Source organism: Kibdelosporangium philippinense (genome assembly GCF_021390435.2).
GTDB lineage: Bacteria > Actinomycetota > Actinomycetes > Mycobacteriales > Pseudonocardiaceae > Kibdelosporangium > Kibdelosporangium philippinense.
This window is the reverse complement of sequence record NZ_JAJVCN010000001.1, coordinates 889,957-912,223: the sequence shown is the minus strand read 5'-3', so window position 1 is coordinate 912,223 and position 22,267 is coordinate 889,957. Positions and strand designations below refer to the sequence as shown.

The following is a 22,267-nucleotide window of genomic DNA, read 5'->3' as shown; positions in this document are numbered from 1 at the left end:
CATGGGTTCTTTACGAAGGCGGATCGTTGTCGCCATCACCGGCGCGAGCGGCACGGCCATCGGCGTACGAGTGCTGGCCCTGCTGCGCGAGATCGAGGACGTCGAGATCCACCTGGTGGTGTCCAAGGCGGGCATGATCACGCTCCGGCACGAGTGCGGCCTGACCCCGCGGGACATCCGCGCGATGGCCGACGTGGTCCACCCGTCCGCGGACATCGGCGCCAGCATCGCGTCCGGATCGTTCCCCGTGCACGCGATGCTCGTGGTCCCGTGTTCGATCAAGACGATGTCGGCCGTGGCCACGGGCTACACCGACGACCTGGTGACCCGCGCGGCGGACGTGTGCCTGAAAGAGGGCAGGCCGCTGCTGCTGATGGTCCGCGAGACCCCGCTGCACCTCGGCCACCTGCGCTCCATGGTCGCGGTGACGGAGGCGGGCGCGATCATCGCCCCGCCCGTGCCCGCGTTCTATCCTCAGCCGAAGTCGATCGACGACCTGATCGACCACACCGCTCGCCGGGCACTGTCTCGGGTGGGACTATGGGAACTGGCCCCCGCGCCATGGGAAGGCGACCTGGCCGGCCCGAAGTAGAAGGAGAGTTGTGCTCGAGGTACGGCGGCTGCAGATCTTCGCGGCGGTGGCCGAGCGCGGCTCGTTCACCGCCGCGGCTGAGGCGCTGTACATGACGCACTCCGCGGTCTCCCAGCAGATGGCCCTGCTGGAACGGCAACTCGGCATCCCGCTGATGGTGCGCGGGCCGCGTGGCGTGGAACTGACCGAGGCCGGGCGCCTGCTGGCCGACCGCAGCGCGAGCGTGCTGGGCAGTATCGCGGCGATCGAGCAGGAGATGCGGGACCTGACCAAGCAGCAGACCCACGTCCGGCTCGGCGTGTTCCCGACGGCGGCGGCGGATTTGATTCCCCGCGTTGTGAAGGAATTCCAGCGCCGCCATCCGGATATCCGTGTGCGACTGCGCTCCGCCCACGCCACCGACATCCCCGCCGCGCTGCGTGACGGCGAGATCCAACTGGGACTGATCTGGGACTACGACTTCCTGCCCCGCACGATTCCCGCGGACATCGAACGGCTGCCGCTCGTCGACGACCCGCTGTGCGTCCTGGTGCCCGCGCAGCACCCGCTCGCCGCGGAGTCCGAAGTGGACCTGGTTGAGCTCGCGGGCGAGACGTGGGTGGTCCGTGGCCACGAACCGCCCTACGAGCAGGCCTTCGCCACCATGTGCCGCCTTGCCGGATTCGAGCCCCAGATCGGGTTCGTGACCGAGGACTACCTGTCCGCGCAAGGCCTTGTCGCGGCCGGGATCGGAGTCACGGCGGTGCCGCGGCTCGCGCTGGTCGCGTTGCGCCCGGACGTGGCCGCGGTGCCGATCGGCGGCATCAAGCCGTACCGCCGCATCGCCGCCGTACGCAGGAAAGACGTGGAGCACTCCGCCGCGGCCCTGCAGTTGCTGGAAGTATTGCGGGACGTGGCTACCGGGGAAATGTGACAGCGGAAGAATGACTCAGAACGCAACGGGCGCGCGGATGCTGCGCCAGATGCTCGGGCAGGGCGGCGGCGGTTCGCTGGTCGACCGGATCGTCGAGGACCTGGCCATGCAGATCATCGACGGCACGCTGGTGCCCGGCGCGGACGTGAACTCCGTCGAGTTGGCAAAGCGGTACGCGACCAGCCGCACACCCGTCCGCGAGGCCCTGTTGACCTTGCAGCGCGAAGGCCTCGTCGAGATCCCGGCGCGGCGCAGGCCGCGAGTCGCTCCGGTGACCGCGAACCAGATCCGGGACGTCTACGAGGTCAGGGCCAACCTGCATGGCCTGGTCAGCGAGCTGATCGTGCGCAAGGCACCGGACCTGGACGTGCTGTGGAGTTGGCAGGCCAAGCTGGTCGCCGATGCCGAGCGCGACGACGTGGACTCGTACTTCTGGCACAACGTCGCGTTCCGCCAAGCCGAGGCCGAGGTCGCGGGCAATGCCCAGCTCGCCAGAACACTCAGTTCGCTTGGCCTGCGCACCCTACAGTGGCGGCACGTGAGCCTGTCGCTGCCTGGCAGGCTGGACAGGTCGGTCAGTGACCACGACCGGCTACTGCTGGCCTACCGCGACGGCGACGCCCACCTGGCCGTGGCCATCACGAAGTCGATCATCATGAACGGGTTGAAGGCGATCGAGGGTTCAGGCTGGGTGGAGGCGCAACGCTGAACTTGCCTGACCGTTCCAGCGCCCGATACCCCCGCAACACAAGAGACTTGCTCACTGCCGACGCCAACGCGACGTCGCGGTCGGCGTACGCCCGGACCAGACGCTCGTGGTCGGCGACCGAGTGCTTCAACCGGCCGGGCAGTGACAGGCTCAAGTGCCGGAACCGGTGCATCTGCAGACCGAGCGAACTGAGTCGGCGTTGCAGCTCCCGATTCCGCGACAACCTGGCTTCGTGGTTGCGGAAGCCCACGTTGTGCCAGAAATACGCGTCCACGTCGCCGCACGCGGCGTCTCGCTCGAGCATCTGCTGCCAGGCCCCGAGAGCGGCGATCTCCTCGTCGGTGGCGCGCTCGACGACCAGCTCGCAGACCAGCGTGTACAGGCTGCCTCGGATCTCGTAAATCTCTCTGACCTGGGACAACGCCACCGGTGAGACGTAAGGCCTGCGTCGGGGCGGCACGATCACCAGGCCTTCACGTTCCAGCAGCAGCAGGGCTTCCCGGACCGGGGTCCGGGAGGTGTCGAACCGCCGGGCGAGGTCGGCGGAGTTGACCTCGTGGCCGGGTGGCAGCCGGCCTTCCACTATGGCCACCGCCAGCTCCTGGAAGATCACAAACGCCAGCGAGGAGCTGCCCTCCACCCCGCGCAGCGCGCTGAAGAGCAGCTCCTGCCGCAGGCGGGCAAGATCGGATCCCTGTGCGGTGACCTCGGCGGTCATCAACCCGCCACTTCCGGCCAGCGCCGGGACACGTCCGCCACCAGCTCCGGACTGGACTCGGCCACCACCGGGAAGTCCGCGAGCCGTTCATACGGCCGGCACGCGTCGATCACGGCCCGGCTGTTGAACGCCAGCGCACCGGGCAGCGTGAGCGGGTCGACCCGGCTGCCCCAAGTGCGCTTCATGACCTCGATGTCGGTCTCCGGATCGCATCGACCGGTCGCCGCCCACATGACCTCACCGAGGTCACGTGGGTTGACGTCGCTGTCGACCACGATCGTGAACCTGTTCATGTACGCCGCGTTCGGCAACTGGGCGGCCAGGTACGCGGCCTGCCGTGCATGACCCGGGTACCGCTGTTCGATCGAGACGATCAGCAACGAGCGGCCGCCGCCGACCTCGTGCGCCCATACCCCACGCAGACCGGGCAAACCCGCGCGGCGCAAGGCATCCGTGATGATCGCGGACTTCATCACGGTCCGCATGTACGAGTAGTCGTGCGGTGGTTTTCCGGGCGGTGCACCGAGCAGGATCGGGTCGTCCCGGTAGTAGACCCGTTCGACGTCGATGTTCAGGATCGGGTCGCGGGAGCCCGAGTAGTACCCGGTCCATTCGCCGAACGGGCCTTCCGGGCGTTTGTCGTCCGGCGTGACCCACCCTTCCAGCGCGATCTCCGCGTCGTACGGCAACGGCAGGCCCGTCACCTGACCGGCGATCGTCCGTACCGGGGAGCCGAGCATCGCGCCGACGTAGGAGTACTCGGCGACGTCGGCGGGCACCTCGACACCGGCCGCGACCAGGTAGGCGGGGTGCATACCGAGACTCGCCGCGATCGGGGCACGGCCTTCCGCCTCGAACCAGCGCCGCAGGTGCTGGGCTCCGTGCTTACCCGCCTCGATGTTCACAGTCGCCGTACGGCCATAGTCCTGCACCTGCATCCGGTACGCGCCGAGGTTGATCCGGCCGGTGTCGTAGTCCCTCGTGACCACGGCGCACCCGGTGCCGATGTACCGGCCGCCATCCCCTTCGTGCCAGCGCGGCACCGGGAACGTCAACAGATCGATGTCCGGCTTGCTGTCCACATTGGCCAGCAATGGTCCGTTTTCGACTGTCTCGGCGGGGAAGTCGGCCGCCTTTCTGATCCACTCACCCGGTGCTGTGGCCAGCTCCGCCATCAGCGTGTCGTCGGTGTGGTTCCAGCCCATACCCAGCACCGAACCCAGCAGACGCGGGTTGCTGACGCTGCCGCTGAGCACCCGCAGACCCGTCACGTAGCCGGGGATGTCGTCGAAGACCAGGGCTTTGGGCACCGAACGCCGGTAGTTCACCTGCGACAGCGCGCCGATCTCCAAATCCCAGCTCGCGCCGCGCACGTCCTGCAACTCGCCCGCTTTCTCGGCCTCGACGAGCCAGGCGCGCAGATCGGCTGTCACTAGGCACCACCCAGTAGTTTGTTGTCGATGTACTTGCCGACGTCCTGCGGCGGCTGCGTCTTCGCGATCTCCGCGGCCTCCTCAAAGGCCATCCGGACGATCTTCTCGTCCACCTCCGGTGAGTCCTGCCAGACGCCGAGGAAGAAGTCGTAGGCGTACTTCGCCAGGTCCGGCTTGGCGATCCCGGTGTACTTCTGGATGCTCTGCAGCGTTTCCTTCTCGTTGCCGCGCAGGAACTTCAGCGCGTCGGCCTCGGCTTGGACGAACCGGCGGACGGCTTCGCGGTTGGAGTCGAGGAACTTGCCCTGCACGGTGTACATGCCCAGCGGGAACTCCAGGTCGGTCAGCGTGGCCACGCGAACCGCGCCCTTCTCCCGGGTCTCGGTGCCCTGCGGCGGCTGGGTCAGCAGTGCCGACACAGCGCCACTCTGCAGCGCCGCGACCTCGGCCGGGATGCTCTTGACGAACACACCCGTGACGTCGTTGCGGGTCAAGCCGTGCTTCTCCAGCAACGCGGTCAGGCCGAAGTCGCTCTGCGAACCGGGTGAGGTGATCGCGACCTTCTTGCCCTTGAGGTCCTCGACCTTGGTGATGTCCGGCGTCGCCCAGAGCTCGAGGTTGTAGTGCGCTTCGGACATCGCGACGTAGCGCAGGTCGGTGCCCTTCATGATGGCTGCCGCGGTGTCCTGGCCGACACCGACGCCGACCTGCACGCTGCCGCTGGTCAAACCGGCGACCAGCTGGGAACTGTCGTTGAGGCGCACCAGTTCGACGTTCAGGCCGTGCTTCTTGAAGATCCCGTGGTCGGCCGAGACGTACAGGTCGGCGTAGCCGGCGCCGGGTGCGGTGTACCCGATCTTCAACGGCAGTTCGCCTTGCGCGTTGGCCTGCACGGCTTGGTTGGCGTTGTTGCCCGCACAGGCGGATAACGCGAGGATCGAGGCGAGAACGGTCAGTTTGAGCTTCATTGCGCACCTGCCCAGTGGACGAACCGCCGCTCGATGAGTCGCACCGCTCCGTTGAGCAGCAACGCGATCGCGGCGAGGAGGACGATCCCGGCCATCGCCGAGTCGATGTTGAAGTTGGCGGTCTGGGTCTGCACGAAGTAGCCAAGGCCCTCGCTGGCGAGAAACAGCTCGGCGACGATCGCACCGACCAGGCCGCGGCCAACCGCCAGCCGGACACCCGCGAGGATGTACGGCAGCGTGGCTGGCAAGGCGATGGCGTAGAAGAACTTCAGCTTCGGTGTGCAGAAGACCGTCGCCACACGCGAGTAGTCGTTGTTGAGGTTGCGGACACCCGCGGTGATGTTGATGATCAACGGCAGGATCGCCGCCCACACGATGACGATCACCCGTGAGGTGTTCTCCAAGCCGAACCAGAAGATGATGATCGGCAGGAACATCACGTACGGCACGGAGTACAGCACGTTGACGATCGGCTCGGTCATGTCGAACAGGACTCGGCTGCGGCCGAGCACAAGACCGATCGGGATACCGGCAAGGAACGTGATTCCCAGGCCCCACAACAGCTCGTAGCCGGTCACGCCGAGCGGCTTCCACATCGCGCCGGTGCTGAACAGCTCGACGCCCGCATTGAAGGTGCGCACCGGGTTGCTGCTGAAGTTGACGTCCACAATGCCCAGTGCGGTCGACAGCTGCCAGCAGACCAGCACGACGACCATGCCGGCGACACCGAGCAGGGCACTACGGTGTCGTCGCGCCCATGTGGACTTTTCCGTTGTTGTTGGTTTGGCCAGCGTCGCCGGCAGTGACATCGTCGTCATCGGTCCTCGATTCGGTGTGCGGGCTGCGCAGCGCCTCGATGATCTTGTCGCCGTATGCGATGAACTCCGCGCTGCGCCGCCAGGCGGCGTCACGCGGGCGCGGCGCGTCGATGGTGATCTCCAGCGCGACCCGGCCTGGTGACGACGAGAACACCAGGACACGGTCGGCCAGCAACACAGCCTCGTTCACGTCGTGGGTGACGAACAGCGCGGTCTTGCGCGCCTCGTCGGACTGCCAGATCCGCAGCAGCTCGTCCTGCAGGATCTCGCGGTTCTGCGCGTCCAGCGCGCTGAACGGCTCGTCGAGCAGCAGCAGCGCGGGGTCGGTCGCCAGTGCCCTGGCCAGGTTGACCCGCTGCCGCATACCGCCGGAAAGCTCGTGTGGATACTTCTGTTTGACGTGGGCCAGACCAGCTACCTCGAGCAGGTCGTGTGCGCGCTGCGTGCTCTGCCCGGTGAGCCTTCCCTGCATCTCCAGTCCGAACAGGACATTGGAGAGCACATCGCGCCACGGGTACAACGACGCCTGCTGGAACACCAACGAGCGTTCCGGCCCTGGGCCGTTGATGCGTTTGCCGTGCAGCTCAAGCGAACCGCCCGCGACCGGGACCAGCCCGGCGACCGCCTCGAGAAAGGTGGTCTTGCCGCACCCGCTCGGCCCGACGATGACGACGAACTCGCGTTCGTCGATGTGCAAATCCAGATCGGCGCACGCCAGGGTGAACCCGCCGCCACGCCGGGACCGATGCCCCAGCCGCAGTCCCTTTGCCACCAAGGCGACGTTACGCATGGGCCGCTCCCGCGCTCGGCGTCTGGTGGAGTGCGCCCCGGAAGGGTTGATCACTCACGACGGCTCCTTTGCCAGATCGCTCCATCAAGAGTGTCGATAGTGTCGACACTTCTCAAGGGAGTTTGACTCTCACAGGTCGACCATGTCAATACTGAACAGGCCTTACCATGGAAGCGCTCGTGCCGATTCGATGCATCCGACAGCTAGTGTCGACACTAGGTGTTTGACCGGCGCGCGTCGTGTCGTCGCGGTTCAGGTGCACGATCTCGTCGACCAAGGACCAGTGCGCGAATGTCCTGCCGGGCTATGACTTCATCAGCGATGCGCGCACAGCATGCGCCCACAGTGGTCACTCGTGTCCTCAATGGACTTATCAACGAGCACCGATTGGATGCGGTCTGATTAGCCTCGGCCCGAATAACGTCGACCTGGTGAAAGCGCAGAAGATCGTGGTCGCTGCCCGGCAGTCGCTGTGTCCGAAGTAGAGGTCTGACAGGTACCGCCAGCGAAGTGCTCCATACTCAACGGCAGCATGCCAGTCGCGACACGTGACGTGCCTTGCTTCGTGGCCACCTCGCCTCTGACCCGCCAGGATCCGACCCAGCATCCTGACGACCAGCGTGATCGCACCGCCGGTTACGGGCGACCCATACCCGCACCAGCGGCGCGCCACGCACGCCGACTGTGCTCGACCTGGCCAGCGGCAAAGGGTGTTCTGCCGTATCCGAGCACGGAAACGACATCGCGAAAACAATTGTATGGGCTCCGGTTGCGGCTGTTTGCCGCATGAATCCAACCCATCGACAAGGTGCCGCGCTTCGCGGTCGTTGTCGCGTTACACGCCGACGGCTTCAGCGTTGTCCCAGGCGGCGAACAGGTTGTTCCGTCAATACACAACCAGCACTTGGGGGGTTCCGCAAAGCGAATGCCCCTTAGATCTGCAGGCTGGATTCGATGCGCTTGAGGTGGTGCCGCGCCAATGCGAGGTTGGCCAGCTCTCTTTCCAGGACCAAATACAGAAACAGTGACGTCTTGGACTTCACGGCGTCCAGCAACCGGATCAGGTGGTACTGGCGATGCAACGTGATCAGAAAATCCTCGATGTTGTCATTGAGTGCGAGCACGGACATCACTCGAAGTTTCGATCGAACGACCTCGGTGTTTCCAGCCGCCGCAATCTCCAGGTTCAGCCAATCACCTCCGCCGTTGGTACCGAGCGACATTCCACTCTCATAGTCGACCAAGGCAGCACCGACGGCACCACCGATGGACATGGCTTCTTTCAACGCTGTATCGATGTTCATCAAACATCACTTCCTCATATCAACTGACGATCGAGACAATATGGCCGTGGCTGATTACCAGTAGCCTCAACTACGCCCAGGCACATCTCCATGCAGACAACTTCATCGAGGTCACACTGCGTGAGCTTGGATCTACAAACGGGGTGCCTTGCGAACCGATCACCCGATTAGGGTTCTTCTCTTTCATCGGAAATCTACAGCCATCGTTACTTCCCACAGGGCACACTCACGTTCGGATTTACCCGATCGTGTGAACATTTCAGTTCGGGTAACCAAAAATTGGACATACGGCTCATCGCTGACGTCTTACCTCGACCACAAATCTGACTGTTTCTTCGTTTGCGCATGACTAAAAGAGAGGAGCAGCAGTCGTAGTCCGGCGAGGTCGCAGAACTGTCGTCAGCCGATTTAGCCGCAGCCGTGGCGGAACGCGCTACCTTGAAAGGACACGACGGACGATTGGCAGATGTTGTGTCGAGCCGGTGGCGGAGCGAGGCCAATTCGTCGTGCAGGGCGGTGAGCGGTTTGTCGCCGGCGGCTCCAGCATCGTGGCCTGACCGGCGGGCGCGCTGCCATCACTGACGACGGCGACCACCGGACCGTCCGCGGTCACGGGGTGTGCTCCAACAGCCGCGGCGTCCCAATCGCGTCCGACCATTGGCACACCAGGTTTCCGGCCGTCGTCCGCCACGACGCGAGACAATGCGAACTTCGCCCGATACACCGACACGCCAACGGTCACTCTCCCAACGTCGCCGATCGCAGTACCGGGTCAACCCGGCCGCTCTGCCGACGCCCGTGCCCGGCCGCCACGTCAAGCCGATCCCGAATCTGTGCCGCGTCTAGATGGACCTCATAGTCATGACCAGCTCGCCGCGCGACCGTCAGCGTTCGCTTGGCCTGGTCGGTTTGGCTGCGCACGACTGCTTCGAACTCGCTCATCATCCCTACACCCGTCCGGCACGTGGGCAACGGCTACCCGTGTCAGTGACCGATGCATTATGTTCACACTTAAGCATTTTTGCAACTGCTAGGTCGTGCGAGAACACGCACGCGCGAGACGAAGCGCCGCACCGGCGTCCGCATGTTCGCGAGGTTCCGAAACGCCGCACTGCGACTTTGCGACCGCTGGCGCCGCTTGCCTTCCGAGAGCAGCAGGTCACCGAACTGGGCGCCACACAACGACAACCGCAGCTGTGCTGACGCTCGCTGGGGCGACTACGGGATGTTCAGGACTTTGGACCCTATCGGCTCAAGCCTCAAGAGTTGCATGATTTCATAACTATTGACTCTATAGATTCTTAGTCGGCGGAGCTGTGGCGGCAAGGAGGTGTAGCAAGGTGCTCACTGAGGACATCGTGGTGTCCGGGGTGGCGCCCTCGACGCCGATTAGAGTGCCGTTGACGATCAACCTCCAGCCCGTGCCGGAGGCCACCGCGAAGCAGGCAGTGCATCGGCTGACCATGACCGAGATGCCGTACCAGTTCTTCCGTGACCGCGCCACCGGTCAGGGCGCGGTGCTCTATCGGCACTACGACGGCGACTACGGCCCGCTGACTCCAGCCCCATCGATCAGGAACGGTCCGAGACGAAGAAGGTCCACGATGGACAGTGAGCCGCGGTGGCTGAAGGAATTGCCGAGGGAGCAATCGCTTCGTCTGCTCGGTAGCGTGTCCATCGGCCGGATGGTGTTCAATCAGCATGCGCTGCCAGCGATCCGGCTGTTGAACCATGTTGTCGACGACGGCGCGGTCCTTGTGCGCACTCATCTGCGGGCAGCCGTGCTGGGCACGGTCGGCATGGTGGTGGCCTACGAGGCGGACGCGATCGACGTGCGGACACGTCTGGGGTGGAGCGTGGTCGTGACAGGTGTCGCCCGACTCGTCACGGATTCTGGCCAGGTGGTGCGCTACGAGCAGATGCTGCATCCCTGGGTGCGGCAGCAGATGGACTATGTGATCCGCATCGATCCGGAAATCGTGACTGGCTACGAAATGCTCGACAGTGCGTACGCCTAGCGCACCGATCTGCCAACATCGAACGACCCGAGGTTCCAGGTGATCACGAAAGCGTTGCGCCGCATGCTCACCCCGGAATTCACCAAGCACCGGCTGAGATCGCTCACGGAAACCAGCAGAGACGCCGAACTTCTGGTCCTGAGACACGGAACTACACGGCCCGACGCACGCCACCAGGCCCGACATGGCGAGAATTCCTTACCGCCCAAGCACACAGCATCATCGCCTGGGCACGCCGTCACGCGACGGCTCAGTGTGCAGACCTACTGCCGCGACTTGCGCCGCGTCGTACGGCTCGGTACGGGAACCGTGGACGCCGGTTCGCGGAGATCTTCCAGCAGTTCGACCTGCCCAGACAGCACCTCGGTAAGGATCTTGCGTGCGACGGCGAGCAGTTCCGCGACAATCGGGCTGGTCAGCCTGTAGTAGACGGTCGAGCCTTCCTTACGGGTCGTCACCAGACCCGCCCGGCGCAGCACAGCCAGCTGCTGTGACAGGTTCGCAGCCTCGATCCCCACTTCAGGCAGCATCTCGGAGACCGCGTGTTCACGCTGGCTGAGCAGTTCGAGCACACGAATCCGCGCTGGGTGCCCGAGTGTTTTGAAGAACTCGGCTTTAAGCTGGTAGAGCGGCCTGCTCACGTGGTCCCCCTGGTGACAGCCGAGTCGCGATGGCCATTGCTCGTCGTCATGCCACCGATCCTTCCTGGTGCGACAACGGCAGGACACAGCTCCTGGCCGCATAGTTCAGCAATTGCCAATCTTAGCAAACTTGCAAAGCTTGCGGTCCACGACCGCATCGCGACCTCCGTCGGGACGCGATGGCCACGGCTTCGCACCTCATGACCAGCGGATTCTGATCCAGCCACTGCTCGTGGCCAGCATAGGACAGGTTCCGGCGTTCGTTGGTCAACACGAAGCCGGAAACCATCATGTCCGCCGCTTGCCCGGCAGCGCTCGGAGTCTCCTACTGAGCTGGCTGGTGAAGCGCCTGAGTCGCGGCGTCGGCGACCCGACGGGTGAGGGCGCGGTCCGGACCGAGGGGTAACCGTTCGTCAGGCGGCGTGGCCATCACGAGGGCCAGGGCGCAGGCGTGGTAGACCTCGACGTCCAGCCTCGTATTCGGGGCCTTTGTGAGTGCGCGCAGCAGGCCTGGCAGGGCGAGCAGCGGGATGCGTGGGTCACGGCGGGTGAGCACGACAGGTTCGACGAGGGCGTCGAATTCCGTGGCGAGCCCGCCGAGCAGGTCGATCACGGCGTGGGCTCCGGCGGCGACGCGGTGCAAGGGAAACGCGACGGCGTCCGCACGGTTCCAGGTGGTGATGTCGCCGATCCCCGCGGTCACCAGCAGCGGGGACAGCAACGGCATGGTGTTCGCGCCCGCGATCACGACGCGGCTGGAGGTCAGCGGGTGACCGCCGCGGGTGAGGGTGGTCATCAGCGCGGCGGTCAGTGCGATCGCGGTGGTGTCGTGCTCAGTGACAATCGGCATGTCGCTGACCGCGCGGCGCACGGCGTGGGCGCGATCCGGTGTGACGTGTGGCAACAGGACCGCGCCGACCGTCTTTGACAGGGCGCCGAGCGTGGCCTGCAAATGCTGCGGGGCGCCGACGCCAAGAGGTCGCACGAGGGTCGGCAGACCGGACGACTCGTGGATCAGCGCCGCGTACCCGCGCAGCAAGGGTTCTACCGGGATGTCCTGGTCGGTGAAGGCGCTGCCGTCGCTGACCACTGCCACCAGGCGGCTGCTGGATGTCACGAGGCCCCGAGCTTCGCGTCGTCCAGCATCGTGCGGTCCACCCAGCCGGTGGCGTCGATGCCGTGCCGGGCGGCCACGTCGAGCAGGTCGCGGATCCGCGCGCCGTGCAGGTGAACCTCATAGTCGTGGCCGACTCGCCGGGCCACCGTCATTGCCTGCTTGGCCTGATCGACCTGGCTGCGCAAGGTCGTCGTGAACTCCTTCATCATCCCCACCCTCGTTATGCCATGCAGACACCGACAATGGAGTACATCATCTACGCAGTTAAAGAAATTCGCAACTCTTAGATCGAACTGGTACGTCACATGGTCAGAGATCGTTGCCAGCGTAGGACAGGTTGAAGCTTTTGTTGGTCAGTGGGAAGTCCGGGACGATCGTGTCGGCCAGCGCGACCGGCAGGGCAGGCCAGTTGAAGAAGCTCGGGTCGACGATCTTGACCCGGGTCAGCGTGCCGTCCCGGGCGAGTTCGACACGGTGCACGATCGTCCCCCGCCACCCCTCGACGATCCCCACCCCGGACGCACCGGCGGCGGAGCCGAGCGGTGACACCGGTGTGCCGCCCGCCGCACCGGCCAGTGTGTCGATCATGTCGATGGACGCGGCGACTTCCTCGGCGCGAACGAGGAATCGGGACAGGACGTCACCATCGGTGTGAGTGTGCTGAACGCGCGGAATGTCCGCATCGAGGGCGGGGTGGTCGTAGCGAGCGTCGGTGGTGAGGCCACTGGCGCGGGCGACATAACCGAGGGTGCCGAGATCGGTGGATTGTTCACGGGTGAGCACGGCAGTGCCGGTGAACCGGTCGGCCACGACGGTGTTGCTGAGCGCGAGCGCGACGATCTCAGCGATGTCCGCACCAATGGCACGTAGCCGGGCGACGTCGGGTAGGGCAGCGATGGTGACACCGCCCGGATGGATGGCTCCGCGCAGCAGCCGGTGGCCGGCCACTGTGTCGTTGATCCGCAACAGCTGTTCGCGGACGCGCCCCGCGTGTGTGTTGAGAATGCCGTAGCCAACGTCGTTGCACAGCGCGCCGATGTCGGTGATGTGGTTGTAGAGGCGTTCCAGTTCCAGCAGGATCGCCCGGATCCGTCGCGTGTCGGGGGAAACCTCGTGTTGGTTGGCGTCTTCGATCGCCTGGCAGAAGGCCAGCGTGTGCCCGACGGTGGTGTCGCCGCTGACCCGCTCGGCCAGCTCGATCGCGTGCTCGGGCCTGCGGCCGTTGAACAGTTTCTCAAGTCCTCTGTGGACGAACCACAACCGGGCCTTGAGGTTGAGAATCGTCTCACCCACCACGGAGAACCGGAAATGGCCAGGACCGATCATCCCGGCGTGTACCGGGCCGACCGGGATCTCGTACACCCCGGGCCCTTCCACTGTCCTGAATGGATAAGGGCCGTCGACGCCACCGAACTCCGGCGGTTCGCCCGCGTCGGCGAGCATCGGATACCAGCCCCGCGGCCAATGGAAATGCCGGACGAGGCGCCTCGGCAAGGGGTGATCGGCGGGCACGATCCCGAACAGGTCGCGCATCTCCCGCTCGAAGCGCCCGGCGGCGAAGGACAAGCCGGCCAGGCTCGGCACCTGTGGGGCTTCGCGGTCCAGTGGGACATGCACATCCACACGCCTGTCCGGGTTGACGGCGGTGAACAAGTACACCGCGCGAAGCCGGTCGCCATCGTCGTGACCGGCGACCAGCGCCACCCGATATCCGTTGTCCACCAAGGAACGCGCCTGCTGCATCAGTTCGCCCGGAGCGACGGTCAGTGCGGTACGGCGCCGACCGACCGGTTCACCTAGAGTGCTCATCGTGCCCCCACCAGAGTGTCGACGGCCGAATCCAGCAGGGCGGCCAGCGGCCCGGCCGTAATGCCCAGTGCCGCGCACACCAGCAGCCCGCCGATCAGGGCGAACGCGGTAGGCACTGGTACCTGGCGAGTCCCGGTAGCCGTTCCCGGGCCATCCGGGGTGGCGCCCAGCAGCATCCGGCTGGTGTGCGTGACCAGAGCCGCGGCGATGATCAGCACAAGGACCAGCGCGATCGCGGCCAGCCAACCCAGGCCGGAGGCGAATCCGGCGCGAAACAGGCCCAGTTCACTGGCGAACAGGCTGAACGGCGGCAAGCCAATCAGCGCCAAGACGCCGAACCCGATCCCACCGGCCAGGACCGGATGAGGCCCGGCCAAGCCACGTACCCCGTCGATCCGGCTGGTGCCAGTCACCTGCAGGATCCGCCCGGCACCAAGGAACAGCACACCCTTGGCCAGCCCATGACCTAGAACGTGCAGCAGAACCGCGGTCAGCGCGAGCGGGCTGCCGATCGCCGCGCCAAGCGCGACCAGGCCAAGGTGCTCGATACTCGAATAGGCCAGCATCCGCTTGTAATCCTGTTGCGCCAGCAGCAAAGAAGCCGCGAGCACCAACGACGCCACTGCCATCACCGCGAGCAGCATGCGGGTGAACCCGGTGCCCAACGCGCCGTCGGCGATCACTTTCACCCGCAGGATCGCGTAGAACGCCACCGACAGCAGCACTCCGGACATCAGGGCCGACACCGGCGCGGGCGCTTGGCTGTGCGCGTCGGGCAGCCACGCGTGCAGCGGTGCCAGCCCTGCCTTGGTGCCGAACCCGAGAATCAGCAACACCACCGCGATCCGGGTGACTCCAGGATCCAGATTGGACGCGGTGGCCGCCAATGCCGTCAAGTCCAGACCGGCCGCGCCGGGCGCGCGCGAGGAGGCGAAGTTGAGCACGATCGTGCCCAGCAGCGCCAGCGCGATGCCCGCCGAGCAGATCACCACGTACTTCCACGCCGCCTCAACCGCCGCCTTGGTGCGACGTTGCCCGACCAGGAACGCGGTCACGATGGTGGTGGCCTCGATGGCTATCCACAACACGCCGAGGTTCGCGGCGAGCACCGCCAAGGCCATCGCAGCCAGGAACAGCTGAACCAGCACACTGTGCCGGGTCGCAGTGCGTTCGGTAGCACGCTTCGCCGCGAACTCGGTCATGAAGTACGCCGGAGTGGCGACAGTGGCCAGCAGTGCCACCGCACCGATCACCACGAGCATGTACGCCGCGAGCGCATCCACCCGCAGTAGACCGGCGAGAGCGGTGCGTGGTTCGGAGCCGACGAGAATGATGGCTGAGGTGAGCATCGCGGCGGCGCTCACCGCACTCATCCAGGCCGTGGCTCGGCGCCACCCGACGACGGCGTAGCCCAGCGCGCCGAGCAGGGGAACCACAAGAGGGAGAAGGATAATCATCAGTCACGCAACTCCCGCAGCTCATCCAGGTCGGTATCGCCGAAGGTCTCCCGCATCCGTGCGGTGAGGACCTGCAGAACCAGCGCGGCCAGCAACACGTCCAGCGAGACGCCGAGCTCGACGATGAGACTGACCTCGGCGGTGGTCAGAAACCCGACCGCGGTGATCCCGTTGTCCATCAACAGGAAACCGACCAGCTGCGACAACGCGCGACGCCGCGTGACCAGGACGAAAAACCCGATCAACACGACGGTCATCCCGACCGGGATCGCCTGCGTCGCCGCAGATGGCGCCAGCCGCACCAACGGCTGGGACACCGCGTACGCCAGCAGCGTCAGCACGGCGGCGGCGAGCAACGACGCGGCCACGTTCACCAACGGCCGGGTCTCTCTTCTGGACTCACCCGCGCTGGCCAACGCCCGCCGGAGCAAATAGGGCAGCACACCGGCGCGCAACACCAGCACACCGATCGCGACGACCCACAGGTCAAGGGAGTTCTCGTGTGCGGCAAGGACACCGACCAGGATTGCGAGCGCCAGGCCTTGCAGCGCGAACACCCGGATGATCACCGCCAGCTCACGACGCCACAGCACCAGCACCGAGGTCAACAGCAACCCGCCGCACGCCAGGTCCAGCAGCTGCACGTACAAGCTCTCGCCCATCACGATTCTCTTTCAGGCCAGGAAGAACGAGGCAGCGACGGACAGCAGAGCGAGCAGGAACGATCCGGCCAGCAGCTCGGGTACGCGGAACAGCCGCAGCTTGGCCAGGAACACCTCGCCCGCCGCGAGCACCATGCCAAGCACACCGACTTTGATCACCAGTGCCAGTACACCGACCACGACGGCGAGTGGGACGGCCGACGTGGCGATCCCCCACGGCAGAAACAGATTCGTCAATAGGCCGAGGAACACTGACAGCCGCATCGCCGAGGCCAACTCGACCAGCGCCAGGTCAGGCCCGGCGTACTCGAGCACCATCGCCTCGTGCACCATCGTCAATTCCAGGTGCGTGGACGGGTTGTCCACCGGTAGCCGCCCGGTCTCCGCGACGATCACCATGATCAACGCGACCACGGCCAGCAGGCTGACCGGCGAGATCACCCGCGCTGGATCATCCAATGTGGACGACACGATCGCACCGAGGTTGGTCGACCCTGCCCGGACCGAGAGTGCGAAGATCGCCACCAGCAGGGTCGGCTCGACCAGCGCGAGAATCGTCACCTCCCGGCTGGATCCCATGCCTCCGAACGCCGTCCCGGTGTCCAGCCCGGCCAACGCAAGCGCCACCGCACCTAAGGCCAGCAACGCGACCACAGCGAACAGGTCAGCGACCGGATCGATCGCCGACGCGGTGGTCACGAACGGCGCCACCACCGTGACCACCAGTGTGGTAGCCACCAGGATCAGCGGCGCGATCCGGAACACTTCGCTGGTCCCCCGCGGAGCAATGCGTTCCTTGCCGAACAGCTTGCGCAGATCCCGCCATGGCTGCAGAACACCAGCGCCCGCACGGCCTTCCAGCTTCGCACGGACCTGCCGCATCACCCCGAGCAGCAGCGGAGCCCCGGCCACGATGACCACCGGCTGGACGATCCCGCCCACAATGCCGAGCGCGTTCACCGCGTCACCGCCAACAGAATCAAGGCCGCGCACACGGTGTAGAAGCCGTACCCGAGATAACGATGCACGCTCCCCGTCGCCAGCCGACGGCCTATCCGGCCCCACGCGGACACAGCAGTGAGCACCGGTTCGTAGAGCCGTCGTTCGATCCGGTCCGGCACCTGACGCCGATACTCGACGGCCTGCACCAGATATCGAGACTCCTCGTGGTGACTGACGTCCACATCGGTCTCCGGCTGAACCACGTCGTCGAACACCCGCTGCAACGGCTCGGCGAACGAGGTGGCCGTGTATTCCATCCGCGCCGACATCGGCCCACCGCCACAGTCCCAGAGCCGCGCTTCACGGCGTGCCCGCCGCACCGCGACAAACCGCAGAATGCCAACCACGACAACGACACCGGAGGCCAAAGCGAGCGCGAGCATCAACGGCGACAATGCCCCGGCGACGCCCACGAGCTGCAGGGTCACCGCTCCAGACACGGCCGAATCGCCTGTCCCCAAAGCAATACCCGTCGCCGTTGCGACGGCGGGCAGAACCAGAGTCGGCAGCAACGCCAGCACCACACACGCACCACCGGCCAGCGCCATGGCGGCGAGCATGCTCGGTGGACTCTCGCGTGCGTGCGCAGCGGCTGCGCTACGGGGCTTTGCGAGAAACCCCACACCAAAGGCCTTTACGAACGTCGCCACCGCGAGCCCTGCGGTCAGCGCCACCGCTGCCACCGCGACCGGCATGGCAATCGCCGCAGCCACCCCGGATGCTGGAAGCCCGTGAATCAACGCCTGCAACAACAGCCACTCGGACACGAACGCCGTGCCCGGCGGCAACGCCGACGCTGCCAGCGCACCCAGACCGAACGCCGCCGTGGTCACCGGCATCCGGGGCCGCAGCCCACCCAACGTGTCCAGATCCCGGCTGTGCGTGGCGCTCAGCACTGAGCCAGCGGCCAGGAACAGCAGTGTCTTGACCGCCGCATGGTTGATCACATGTAACAACGCCGCCGCTAGGGCCAATCCGGCCAGCACCCGGTTGCCCGACGACGCGAACAGCCCGGCCGCACCCACACCGACCAGCACCAGGCCCATGTTCTCCGTTGTGGACTGGCCCAGCAGGCGCTTGAGGTCGGTGCTCATCGCCGCCTGCAAGATCCCGTACACCGCGGACACCGCGCCCAGCGCGAGCACCAGCAACCACCACCAGCGCTCTCCCCCGCCCAGCAGATCGAGCCCGACCCGCACGATCCCGTACACGCCAAGAGTCACCATCGCCGCGGACATCAACGCCGACACATGGCTCGGCGCCTCTGGATGCGCGCGCGGCAACCACGCGTGTAACGGCACAATCCCCGCCTTGGAGGCGAACCCGGCCAGCGTCACGCCGAACACCACACCAGCCACGCCCGGCGACACGGCCGCCGCTCGCAACGCCGCGAACGAGTCAACCGGAGCGTGTGCCACGAACACCAGCAGTCCACCCAGGACCGCCGCGAACCCGAGATGCGTCATGACCGCGTACCAACGGCCCGCCTGCGTGACCTCAGCCCGCAGGCGATGCTCCGCCAGGACCAAAAGCAGCGAGGTCAACGCCATCAGTTCCCAGCACATCAGGAACGTGCCCACGCTGCCGGCCGCTGCGACCAGCAGCATCGCCACCACGAACAACGGGAGCGCCGCCTGTACCGGACGCGCCTGGACACCGTTGTGGGCATAAGAGATCCCGTACACCCCCGCCGCGACCGACACACCACCGATCACCGCGATGAACAACCCACTCAGCGCGTCCACAGTGAACATGACACCGGACAAGGGCAACAACCCTGGCAGCACAAGGGAGAACGACCCGCCGGACATGGCGCCGGCACCGGCCACGACACCAGCCGCACCAGCCAGCGCCGTCCCCCAACCGACCACTATGGACCGTATGGCGACCGGCACGGCCACGGCGCCGACCGTGGCCACCGCACCGAGTGCCACGGCAATGCCGAAGCTCAGCGCGGTCATCGCCCAGTCAGCTTTCGCAATCCCTCGACGATCGCCTCCGGCCGTGGCGGGCACCCGGCGATCTCCACGTCGACGGGTACCACATCCGACGCCGCACCGGTCACGCCGTAGGCGCCCGCGAACACGCCACAGTTACGGGCGCAATCTCCCACCGCGACAACCAGTTTCGGACCAGGCACCGCGTCAAAGGTCCGCCGTAACGGCTCGGCCATGTTGCGGGTGACCGGTCCGGTCACCACCAACGCGTCGGCATGCCGTGGTGAGGCGACCAACCGGGCGCCGTAGCGTTCGGCGTCGTAGACCGGCCCGAACGCCGAGCCGATCTCCACCTCGCAGCCGTTGCACGACCCGGCATCCACATGACGGATCTGCACCGAACCGCCCAGCCCCATCGCGGCCACCGGGCGATCGCCCTCCGGCCGCGGCGGCGCGGACTGCGCGACCCGCCCGGTCCGGCGGATCTTGCGCCACAAACCCAGCACTCGACACTCCTGCACATCGGATCACAAAGGTGCGCCAGCGCCCCGGGCACCACCGCCGGCGTCTTGAGGTCTTCCAGCAACTCCACCTGCTCGGACAACACCCCGGTCAGAATCCGCCGGGCAACAGCCAGCAACTCCGCGAACAACGGACTGGCCAACGAGTAGTAGACGTTCGAGCCCTCCTTGCGGGTGGTCACCAGCCCGGCCCGGCGCAACACCGCCAACTGCTGTGACAGGTTGGCCGACTCGATGCCCACCTCGGGCAGCATCTCCGCGACCGCGTGCTCATCAACTCCGGCACCCGAATCCGCGCCGGGTGCCCCAGCGTCTTGAAGAAACTCCGTCTTCAACTGGTAAAGGGCCTGCTCACCGGCACCCCTCCTCATCCGCGCCATGCCGACCTGTCGTGCTCATCCGGCGATCCTCCTTTGGAGCAAAGACGACATCCCTAGCCGCATGGTTCAACAGTTGCTAATCTTAGCAAGTCCGTAAGGGTACGGCGCAACGAGGCAGACCATGGGCGAACCAGCCGTGGCCGAGGTGATGACCCGCCAGGTGATCACTGCGGTACCTGACACTCCGTTCAAAGAACTGGCTGGCGCCATGCTCGCGCATGGCATCGACGTACTACCCGTCATCGACATCGACGGCAGGCCACTCGGTGTGGTGAGCGAAGCCGACGTCCTCACCAAACTGGAATTCCACGGCGGCGCCGACCCCACTCCCATGTTCGCCGGCCCCCGTTGCCGCTCCCGGTGGTACAAATCCCTCGCCCTGCACGCGGCCGACCTGATGACGACGCCACCGATCACCACAACCCCGGGCACCCCGGTCAGCACCGCGATACACCTGATGGCCCGCATGCGGATACGCCAGATCTGCGTCGTGGCCTGCAGCGGTCACCTGATCGGCATGCTGGCCCGCCGCGACGCGCTGCACCTGTTCGTCCGCGGCGACAGCGCCATCGAGGCTGACATCGAACGCGTGATCACCACCAAAACACGCCGGCCCAACCAGGTCACCGTGCACGTCACCGACGGCGTCGTCACCCTCGACGGCACACTCACCCTGCACAGCGCCGTCCAACGCGCCGGCGTTGCCGCACACCACATCCCTGGCGTGGTCGCAGTCCGCAACAACCTGCGCTACGACATCGACGACCTCATGATCACCGGCCTGTGATCAGACGACCGTCGTCACGCATGTCTATCTGGCTCAGCGCCCTGTCCAGGCTCATCCCTCGCCGTCGGTGGACGTTGATCTTTCCCGTCACACCGGCGACCCTATTGTCCTGACACCGCAGGATCCACGGCGAGCTCGTCCGGCTCGGCCATACCGTCGCCGCATCCACCGTCTGGAAGATCCTGCATGCCGCCGGAATCGACCCCGCGCCACGCCGCAAACCCGTCAGACCAACCCGATCTACGGATCGACCAGTGGTGAAGATCGAGTCTCCTTTGTAGACGGTGCGCATCGCGTTCGGGTTGGTCTTCCACCCGGTTCCCGGTGCGACGCCAAAGAATCCGTTCTGCGGATTCACCGGTCCGCCGGTGCGTACGGCACGAGGCGGCCGATCGCGAAGACTGTGACGGCGCACGCCACGCAGACGAGTCCGGCGATGACGAAGATCGCGCCCATGCTGACCGAGGCGCCGATCAGCCAGCCGCCGATGACCGGGCCGAGGATCCCGCCGACGCGGCCGCAGCCTATTGCCCAGCCGACGCCGGTGGCTCGCAGCCGGGTGTCGTAGTAGGTGGCGACCAGCGAGATCGTGCACATCTGGGCGCCGATGGCGAGGAAGCCCGCCACGAAGGCAGAGCCCAGCAGCCACGAGCCCGACGTGCCGACCTGCCCGACGCAGGCAATGGTGACGGCACCCAGGGCATAGGAGAGGCTGACCACCACTCCGGGGGCCCACCGGCCGGACAGCTTGCTGATGACGAGGCTGCCGAGGATGCCGCCGATGTTGAGCGACGCCGCTGCGAGGATCGCCGCCGACGTTCCGATGCCCGCCCGTATGGCCAGCGTGGGAATCCAATTGACGAGCAAGGAGGCCATCAGCAGCGTCAGGAATACGGCAGCCGACAACAGCGCGGTCCCCAGTGCCCGTCCCTCGGTGAACAGACTCCACACCGAAGGGCACCGGGGGCCAATCTCCGGTCTGATCTCCACGTTGGCCCGCTCCTCCTCGTCGACGCCCATCCGAGCGAGGAGCTTCGCGATCGCGCCAACGTCGCCTCGCAGGGAGAGGAAACCGATGGACTCCGGCACGAGAACGACGATGAAGGGGACGAGCAGCAGCGGAAGGACTCCGCCGACGATGAAGATGCTTTCCCAGCCATATCGGGGAATCAGGTACGCGGCCAGTACGCTGCCGAGCGCGGCGCCCAGCGGAAGGCCGCAGAAGGTCACCGCCGCGACGCCTGCCCGCGCCCGCTTCGGGGCGTATTCGGTCGCGATCGCGATGGCCCCCGGCAACGCGCCGCCGACGCCGAGGCCGGTGACGAACCGGATGAGGCTCAATGAGGTCATCGAATCGGCTAAGGGGGTGGCGAAAGAGACCACGCCGAAAAGAAGTGTGGTGATCACCAGAGTCGGTTTGCGACCGATCCGGTCGGCGACCACGCCGGTACAGATCGCGCCGACCAGCCCGCCGAACAGGCCGATGCCGAAGACGAAGCCGAAGCTGGAAGGCGAGATGTGCCAGGCGGCGGCGATGCCGGGCGCGGCGAAGGAGATCGCCAGGGTGTCGAACCCGTCCAACACCACTACCGCGACGCAGAGGGCGATCACGAGGGTCTGAAAGCGGGATGTCCTGGCACGGTTGATGATCGAGTCGAGATCGGGACGTTCGTCAGCACTCATGGTGCTTC

Annotated in this window: 22 protein-coding genes and 2 pseudogenes; 5 read left to right on the top strand and 19 right to left on the bottom strand. The window is 66.0% G+C overall.

From position 1 onward, the window contains the following. Window position 1: 1 nt before the first annotated feature. Genes LWC34_RS04385 through LWC34_RS04375 form a run of 3 tightly spaced genes read left to right on the top strand, consistent with a single transcriptional unit; the run spans window position 2 to window position 2,214 of the window. A complete protein-coding gene (locus LWC34_RS04385) occupies window positions 2-592 on the top strand; it encodes a UbiX family flavin prenyltransferase (RefSeq protein ID WP_233723104.1) in 591 nt (196 codons plus the stop codon). A 10-nt stretch (window positions 593-602) separates the two neighbouring features. Further along, on the top strand, window positions 603-1,505 hold the full coding sequence (locus tag LWC34_RS04380; protein ID WP_233723103.1) for a LysR family transcriptional regulator: 903 nt from the start codon (window positions 603-605) through the stop codon (window positions 1,503-1,505). A gap of 10 nt (window positions 1,506-1,515) precedes the next feature. After that, the gene (locus LWC34_RS04375; protein WP_233723102.1) at window positions 1,516-2,214 is read left to right on the top strand and encodes a GntR family transcriptional regulator; all 699 of its coding nucleotides are present in this window, start codon (window positions 1,516-1,518) and stop codon (window positions 2,212-2,214) included. On the opposite strand, the gene LWC34_RS04370 is transcribed toward LWC34_RS04375, so the two are convergent. The 7 genes from LWC34_RS04370 to LWC34_RS04340 all read right to left on the bottom strand — a co-directional run bounded on the left by LWC34_RS04370 (window position 2,159) and on the right by LWC34_RS04340 (window position 9,187). Further along, window positions 2,159-2,932: a GntR family transcriptional regulator gene (locus LWC34_RS04370; RefSeq protein WP_233723101.1), complete on the bottom strand. Its 774-nt coding sequence runs from the start codon at window positions 2,930-2,932 to the stop codon at window positions 2,159-2,161. The genes LWC34_RS04375 and LWC34_RS04370 overlap by 56 nt on opposite strands. Then, window positions 2,932-4,365: a UbiD family decarboxylase gene (locus LWC34_RS04365; RefSeq protein ID WP_233723100.1), complete on the bottom strand. Its 1,434-nt coding sequence runs from the start codon at window positions 4,363-4,365 to the stop codon at window positions 2,932-2,934. The genes LWC34_RS04370 and LWC34_RS04365 overlap by 1 nt, the downstream gene beginning before the upstream one ends. Beyond that, window positions 4,365-5,333 carry an ABC transporter substrate-binding protein gene (locus tag LWC34_RS04360; RefSeq protein ID WP_233723099.1) on the bottom strand — a complete coding sequence of 323 codons (969 nt, stop codon included), beginning with the start codon at window positions 5,331-5,333 and terminating at the stop codon, window positions 4,365-4,367. Before LWC34_RS04360 ends, LWC34_RS04365 begins: the two co-directional genes overlap by 1 nt. Next, a complete protein-coding gene (locus LWC34_RS04355; protein ID WP_233723098.1) occupies window positions 5,330-6,049 on the bottom strand; it encodes an ABC transporter permease in 720 nt (239 codons plus the stop codon). The genes LWC34_RS04360 and LWC34_RS04355 overlap by 4 nt, the downstream gene beginning before the upstream one ends. A gap of 22 nt (window positions 6,050-6,071) precedes the next feature. Beyond that, window positions 6,072-6,941 carry an ABC transporter ATP-binding protein gene (locus LWC34_RS04350; protein ID WP_233723097.1) on the bottom strand — a complete coding sequence of 290 codons (870 nt, stop codon included), beginning with the start codon at window positions 6,939-6,941 and terminating at the stop codon, window positions 6,072-6,074. Between the two features lie 932 nt (window positions 6,942-7,873). Then, on the bottom strand, window positions 7,874-8,245 hold the full coding sequence (locus LWC34_RS04345) for a hypothetical protein (RefSeq protein WP_233723096.1): 372 nt from the start codon (window positions 8,243-8,245) through the stop codon (window positions 7,874-7,876). A 738-nt stretch (window positions 8,246-8,983) separates the two neighbouring features. Continuing rightward, window positions 8,984-9,187, bottom strand: coding sequence for a hypothetical protein (locus LWC34_RS04340; protein WP_233723095.1), 204 nt, complete (start codon window positions 9,185-9,187; stop codon window positions 8,984-8,986). A 398-nt stretch (window positions 9,188-9,585) separates the two neighbouring features. On the opposite strand from LWC34_RS04340, the gene LWC34_RS57905 reads away from it, so the two are divergent. After that, window positions 9,586-10,263 (top strand): pyridoxamine 5'-phosphate oxidase family protein, encoded by a 678-nt coding sequence (locus LWC34_RS57905; protein WP_233723094.1) that lies wholly within the window; start codon window positions 9,586-9,588, stop codon window positions 10,261-10,263. Between the two features lie 263 nt (window positions 10,264-10,526). Here the strand turns inward: LWC34_RS57905 and LWC34_RS04330 are convergent, their stop codons facing one another. From LWC34_RS04330 to LWC34_RS04285, 10 genes and pseudogenes are all read right to left on the bottom strand, one after another. Further along, a complete protein-coding gene (locus LWC34_RS04330) occupies window positions 10,527-10,904 on the bottom strand; it encodes an ArsR/SmtB family transcription factor (RefSeq protein WP_233723093.1) in 378 nt (125 codons plus the stop codon). A gap of 325 nt (window positions 10,905-11,229) precedes the next feature. Further along, window positions 11,230-12,000 (bottom strand): hypothetical protein, encoded by a 771-nt coding sequence (locus LWC34_RS04325; RefSeq protein WP_233723092.1) that lies wholly within the window; start codon window positions 11,998-12,000, stop codon window positions 11,230-11,232. Between the two features lie 17 nt (window positions 12,001-12,017). Next, complete coding sequence (locus LWC34_RS04320) at window positions 12,018-12,227, bottom strand: hypothetical protein (RefSeq protein ID WP_233723091.1); 210 nt, start codon at window positions 12,225-12,227, stop codon at window positions 12,018-12,020. A gap of 103 nt (window positions 12,228-12,330) precedes the next feature. Next, complete coding sequence (locus LWC34_RS04315) at window positions 12,331-13,830, bottom strand: hydrogenase large subunit (protein WP_233723090.1); 1,500 nt, start codon at window positions 13,828-13,830, stop codon at window positions 12,331-12,333. Beyond that, entirely contained in the window at window positions 13,827-15,287 is a 1,461-nt protein-coding gene (locus LWC34_RS04310) for a proton-conducting transporter transmembrane domain-containing protein (protein ID WP_233723089.1), read from the bottom strand. The genes LWC34_RS04315 and LWC34_RS04310 overlap by 4 nt, the downstream gene beginning before the upstream one ends. Next, window positions 15,287-15,949: a hypothetical protein gene (locus LWC34_RS04305; RefSeq protein ID WP_233723088.1), complete on the bottom strand. Its 663-nt coding sequence runs from the start codon at window positions 15,947-15,949 to the stop codon at window positions 15,287-15,289. The genes LWC34_RS04310 and LWC34_RS04305 overlap by 1 nt, the downstream gene beginning before the upstream one ends. Before the next feature lie 12 nt (window positions 15,950-15,961). Next, window positions 15,962-16,909, bottom strand: coding sequence for a respiratory chain complex I subunit 1 family protein (locus tag LWC34_RS04300; protein WP_233723087.1), 948 nt, complete (start codon window positions 16,907-16,909; stop codon window positions 15,962-15,964). Beyond that, window positions 16,906-18,912 carry a proton-conducting transporter transmembrane domain-containing protein gene (locus tag LWC34_RS04295; protein WP_233723086.1) on the bottom strand — a complete coding sequence of 669 codons (2,007 nt, stop codon included), beginning with the start codon at window positions 18,910-18,912 and terminating at the stop codon, window positions 16,906-16,908. The genes LWC34_RS04300 and LWC34_RS04295 overlap by 4 nt, the downstream gene beginning before the upstream one ends. Continuing rightward, window positions 18,909-19,394, bottom strand: coding sequence for an NADH-quinone oxidoreductase subunit B family protein (locus tag LWC34_RS04290; RefSeq protein WP_233723085.1), 486 nt, complete (start codon window positions 19,392-19,394; stop codon window positions 18,909-18,911). Before LWC34_RS04290 ends, LWC34_RS04295 begins: the two co-directional genes overlap by 4 nt. Window positions 19,395-19,453: 59 nt before the next feature. Continuing rightward, window positions 19,454-19,780: pseudogene (locus tag LWC34_RS04285) on the bottom strand (ArsR/SmtB family transcription factor); the annotation flags it as partial. A gap of 130 nt (window positions 19,781-19,910) precedes the next feature. Between LWC34_RS04285 and LWC34_RS04280 the strand changes: the two are divergent. Next, the gene (locus LWC34_RS04280) at window positions 19,911-20,576 is read left to right on the top strand and encodes a CBS domain-containing protein (protein WP_233723084.1); all 666 of its coding nucleotides are present in this window, start codon (window positions 19,911-19,913) and stop codon (window positions 20,574-20,576) included. Window positions 20,577-20,832: 256 nt separating this feature from the next. Here the strand turns inward: LWC34_RS04280 and LWC34_RS04275 are convergent. Together LWC34_RS04275 and LWC34_RS04270 are read right to left on the bottom strand one after the other, a co-directional pair. After that, a pseudogene (locus tag LWC34_RS04275) lies at window positions 20,833-20,934 on the bottom strand (phosphoenolpyruvate carboxykinase domain-containing protein); the annotation flags it as partial. After that, window positions 20,931-22,259, bottom strand: a complete 1,329-nt coding sequence (locus LWC34_RS04270; RefSeq protein WP_233723083.1) for an MFS transporter — start codon at window positions 22,257-22,259, stop codon at window positions 20,931-20,933. The gene LWC34_RS04270 and the pseudogene LWC34_RS04275, both read right to left, overlap by 4 nt. Between the last annotated feature and the right edge of the window lie 8 nt (window positions 22,260-22,267).

Bases quoted from the DNA above. Each gene is read 5' to 3' on its own strand.
- LWC34_RS04270 (WP_233723083.1), bottom strand. From the start codon at position 22,259: ATGAGTGCTGACGAACGTCCCGATCTCGACTCGATCATCAACCGTGCC.
- LWC34_RS04280 (WP_233723084.1), top strand. From the start codon at position 19,911: ATGGGCGAACCAGCCGTGGCCGAGGTGATGACCCGCCAGGTGATCACT.
- LWC34_RS04355 (WP_233723098.1), bottom strand. From the start codon at position 6,049: ATGGTCGTCGTGCTGGTCTGCTGGCAGCTGTCGACCGCACTGGGCATT.
- LWC34_RS04340 (WP_233723095.1), bottom strand. From the start codon at position 9,187: ATGAGCGAGTTCGAAGCAGTCGTGCGCAGCCAAACCGACCAGGCCAAG.
- LWC34_RS04385 (WP_233723104.1), top strand. From the start codon at position 2: ATGGGTTCTTTACGAAGGCGGATCGTTGTCGCCATCACCGGCGCGAGC.
- LWC34_RS04320 (WP_233723091.1), bottom strand. From the start codon at position 12,227: ATGAAGGAGTTCACGACGACCTTGCGCAGCCAGGTCGATCAGGCCAAG.
- LWC34_RS04305 (WP_233723088.1), bottom strand. From the start codon at position 15,949: ATGGGCGAGAGCTTGTACGTGCAGCTGCTGGACCTGGCGTGCGGCGGG.
- LWC34_RS04375 (WP_233723102.1), top strand. From the start codon at position 1,516: ATGACTCAGAACGCAACGGGCGCGCGGATGCTGCGCCAGATGCTCGGG.
- LWC34_RS04350 (WP_233723097.1), bottom strand. From the start codon at position 6,941: ATGCGTAACGTCGCCTTGGTGGCAAAGGGACTGCGGCTGGGGCATCGG.
- LWC34_RS04310 (WP_233723089.1), bottom strand. From the start codon at position 15,287: ATGATTATCCTTCTCCCTCTTGTGGTTCCCCTGCTCGGCGCGCTGGGC.
- LWC34_RS04370 (WP_233723101.1), bottom strand. From the start codon at position 2,932: ATGACCGCCGAGGTCACCGCACAGGGATCCGATCTTGCCCGCCTGCGG.
- LWC34_RS04315 (WP_233723090.1), bottom strand. From the start codon at position 13,830: ATGAGCACTCTAGGTGAACCGGTCGGTCGGCGCCGTACCGCACTGACC.
- LWC34_RS04360 (WP_233723099.1), bottom strand. From the start codon at position 5,333: ATGAAGCTCAAACTGACCGTTCTCGCCTCGATCCTCGCGTTATCCGCC.
- LWC34_RS04345 (WP_233723096.1), bottom strand. From the start codon at position 8,245: ATGAACATCGATACAGCGTTGAAAGAAGCCATGTCCATCGGTGGTGCC.
- LWC34_RS04295 (WP_233723086.1), bottom strand. From the start codon at position 18,912: ATGACCGCGCTGAGCTTCGGCATTGCCGTGGCACTCGGTGCGGTGGCC.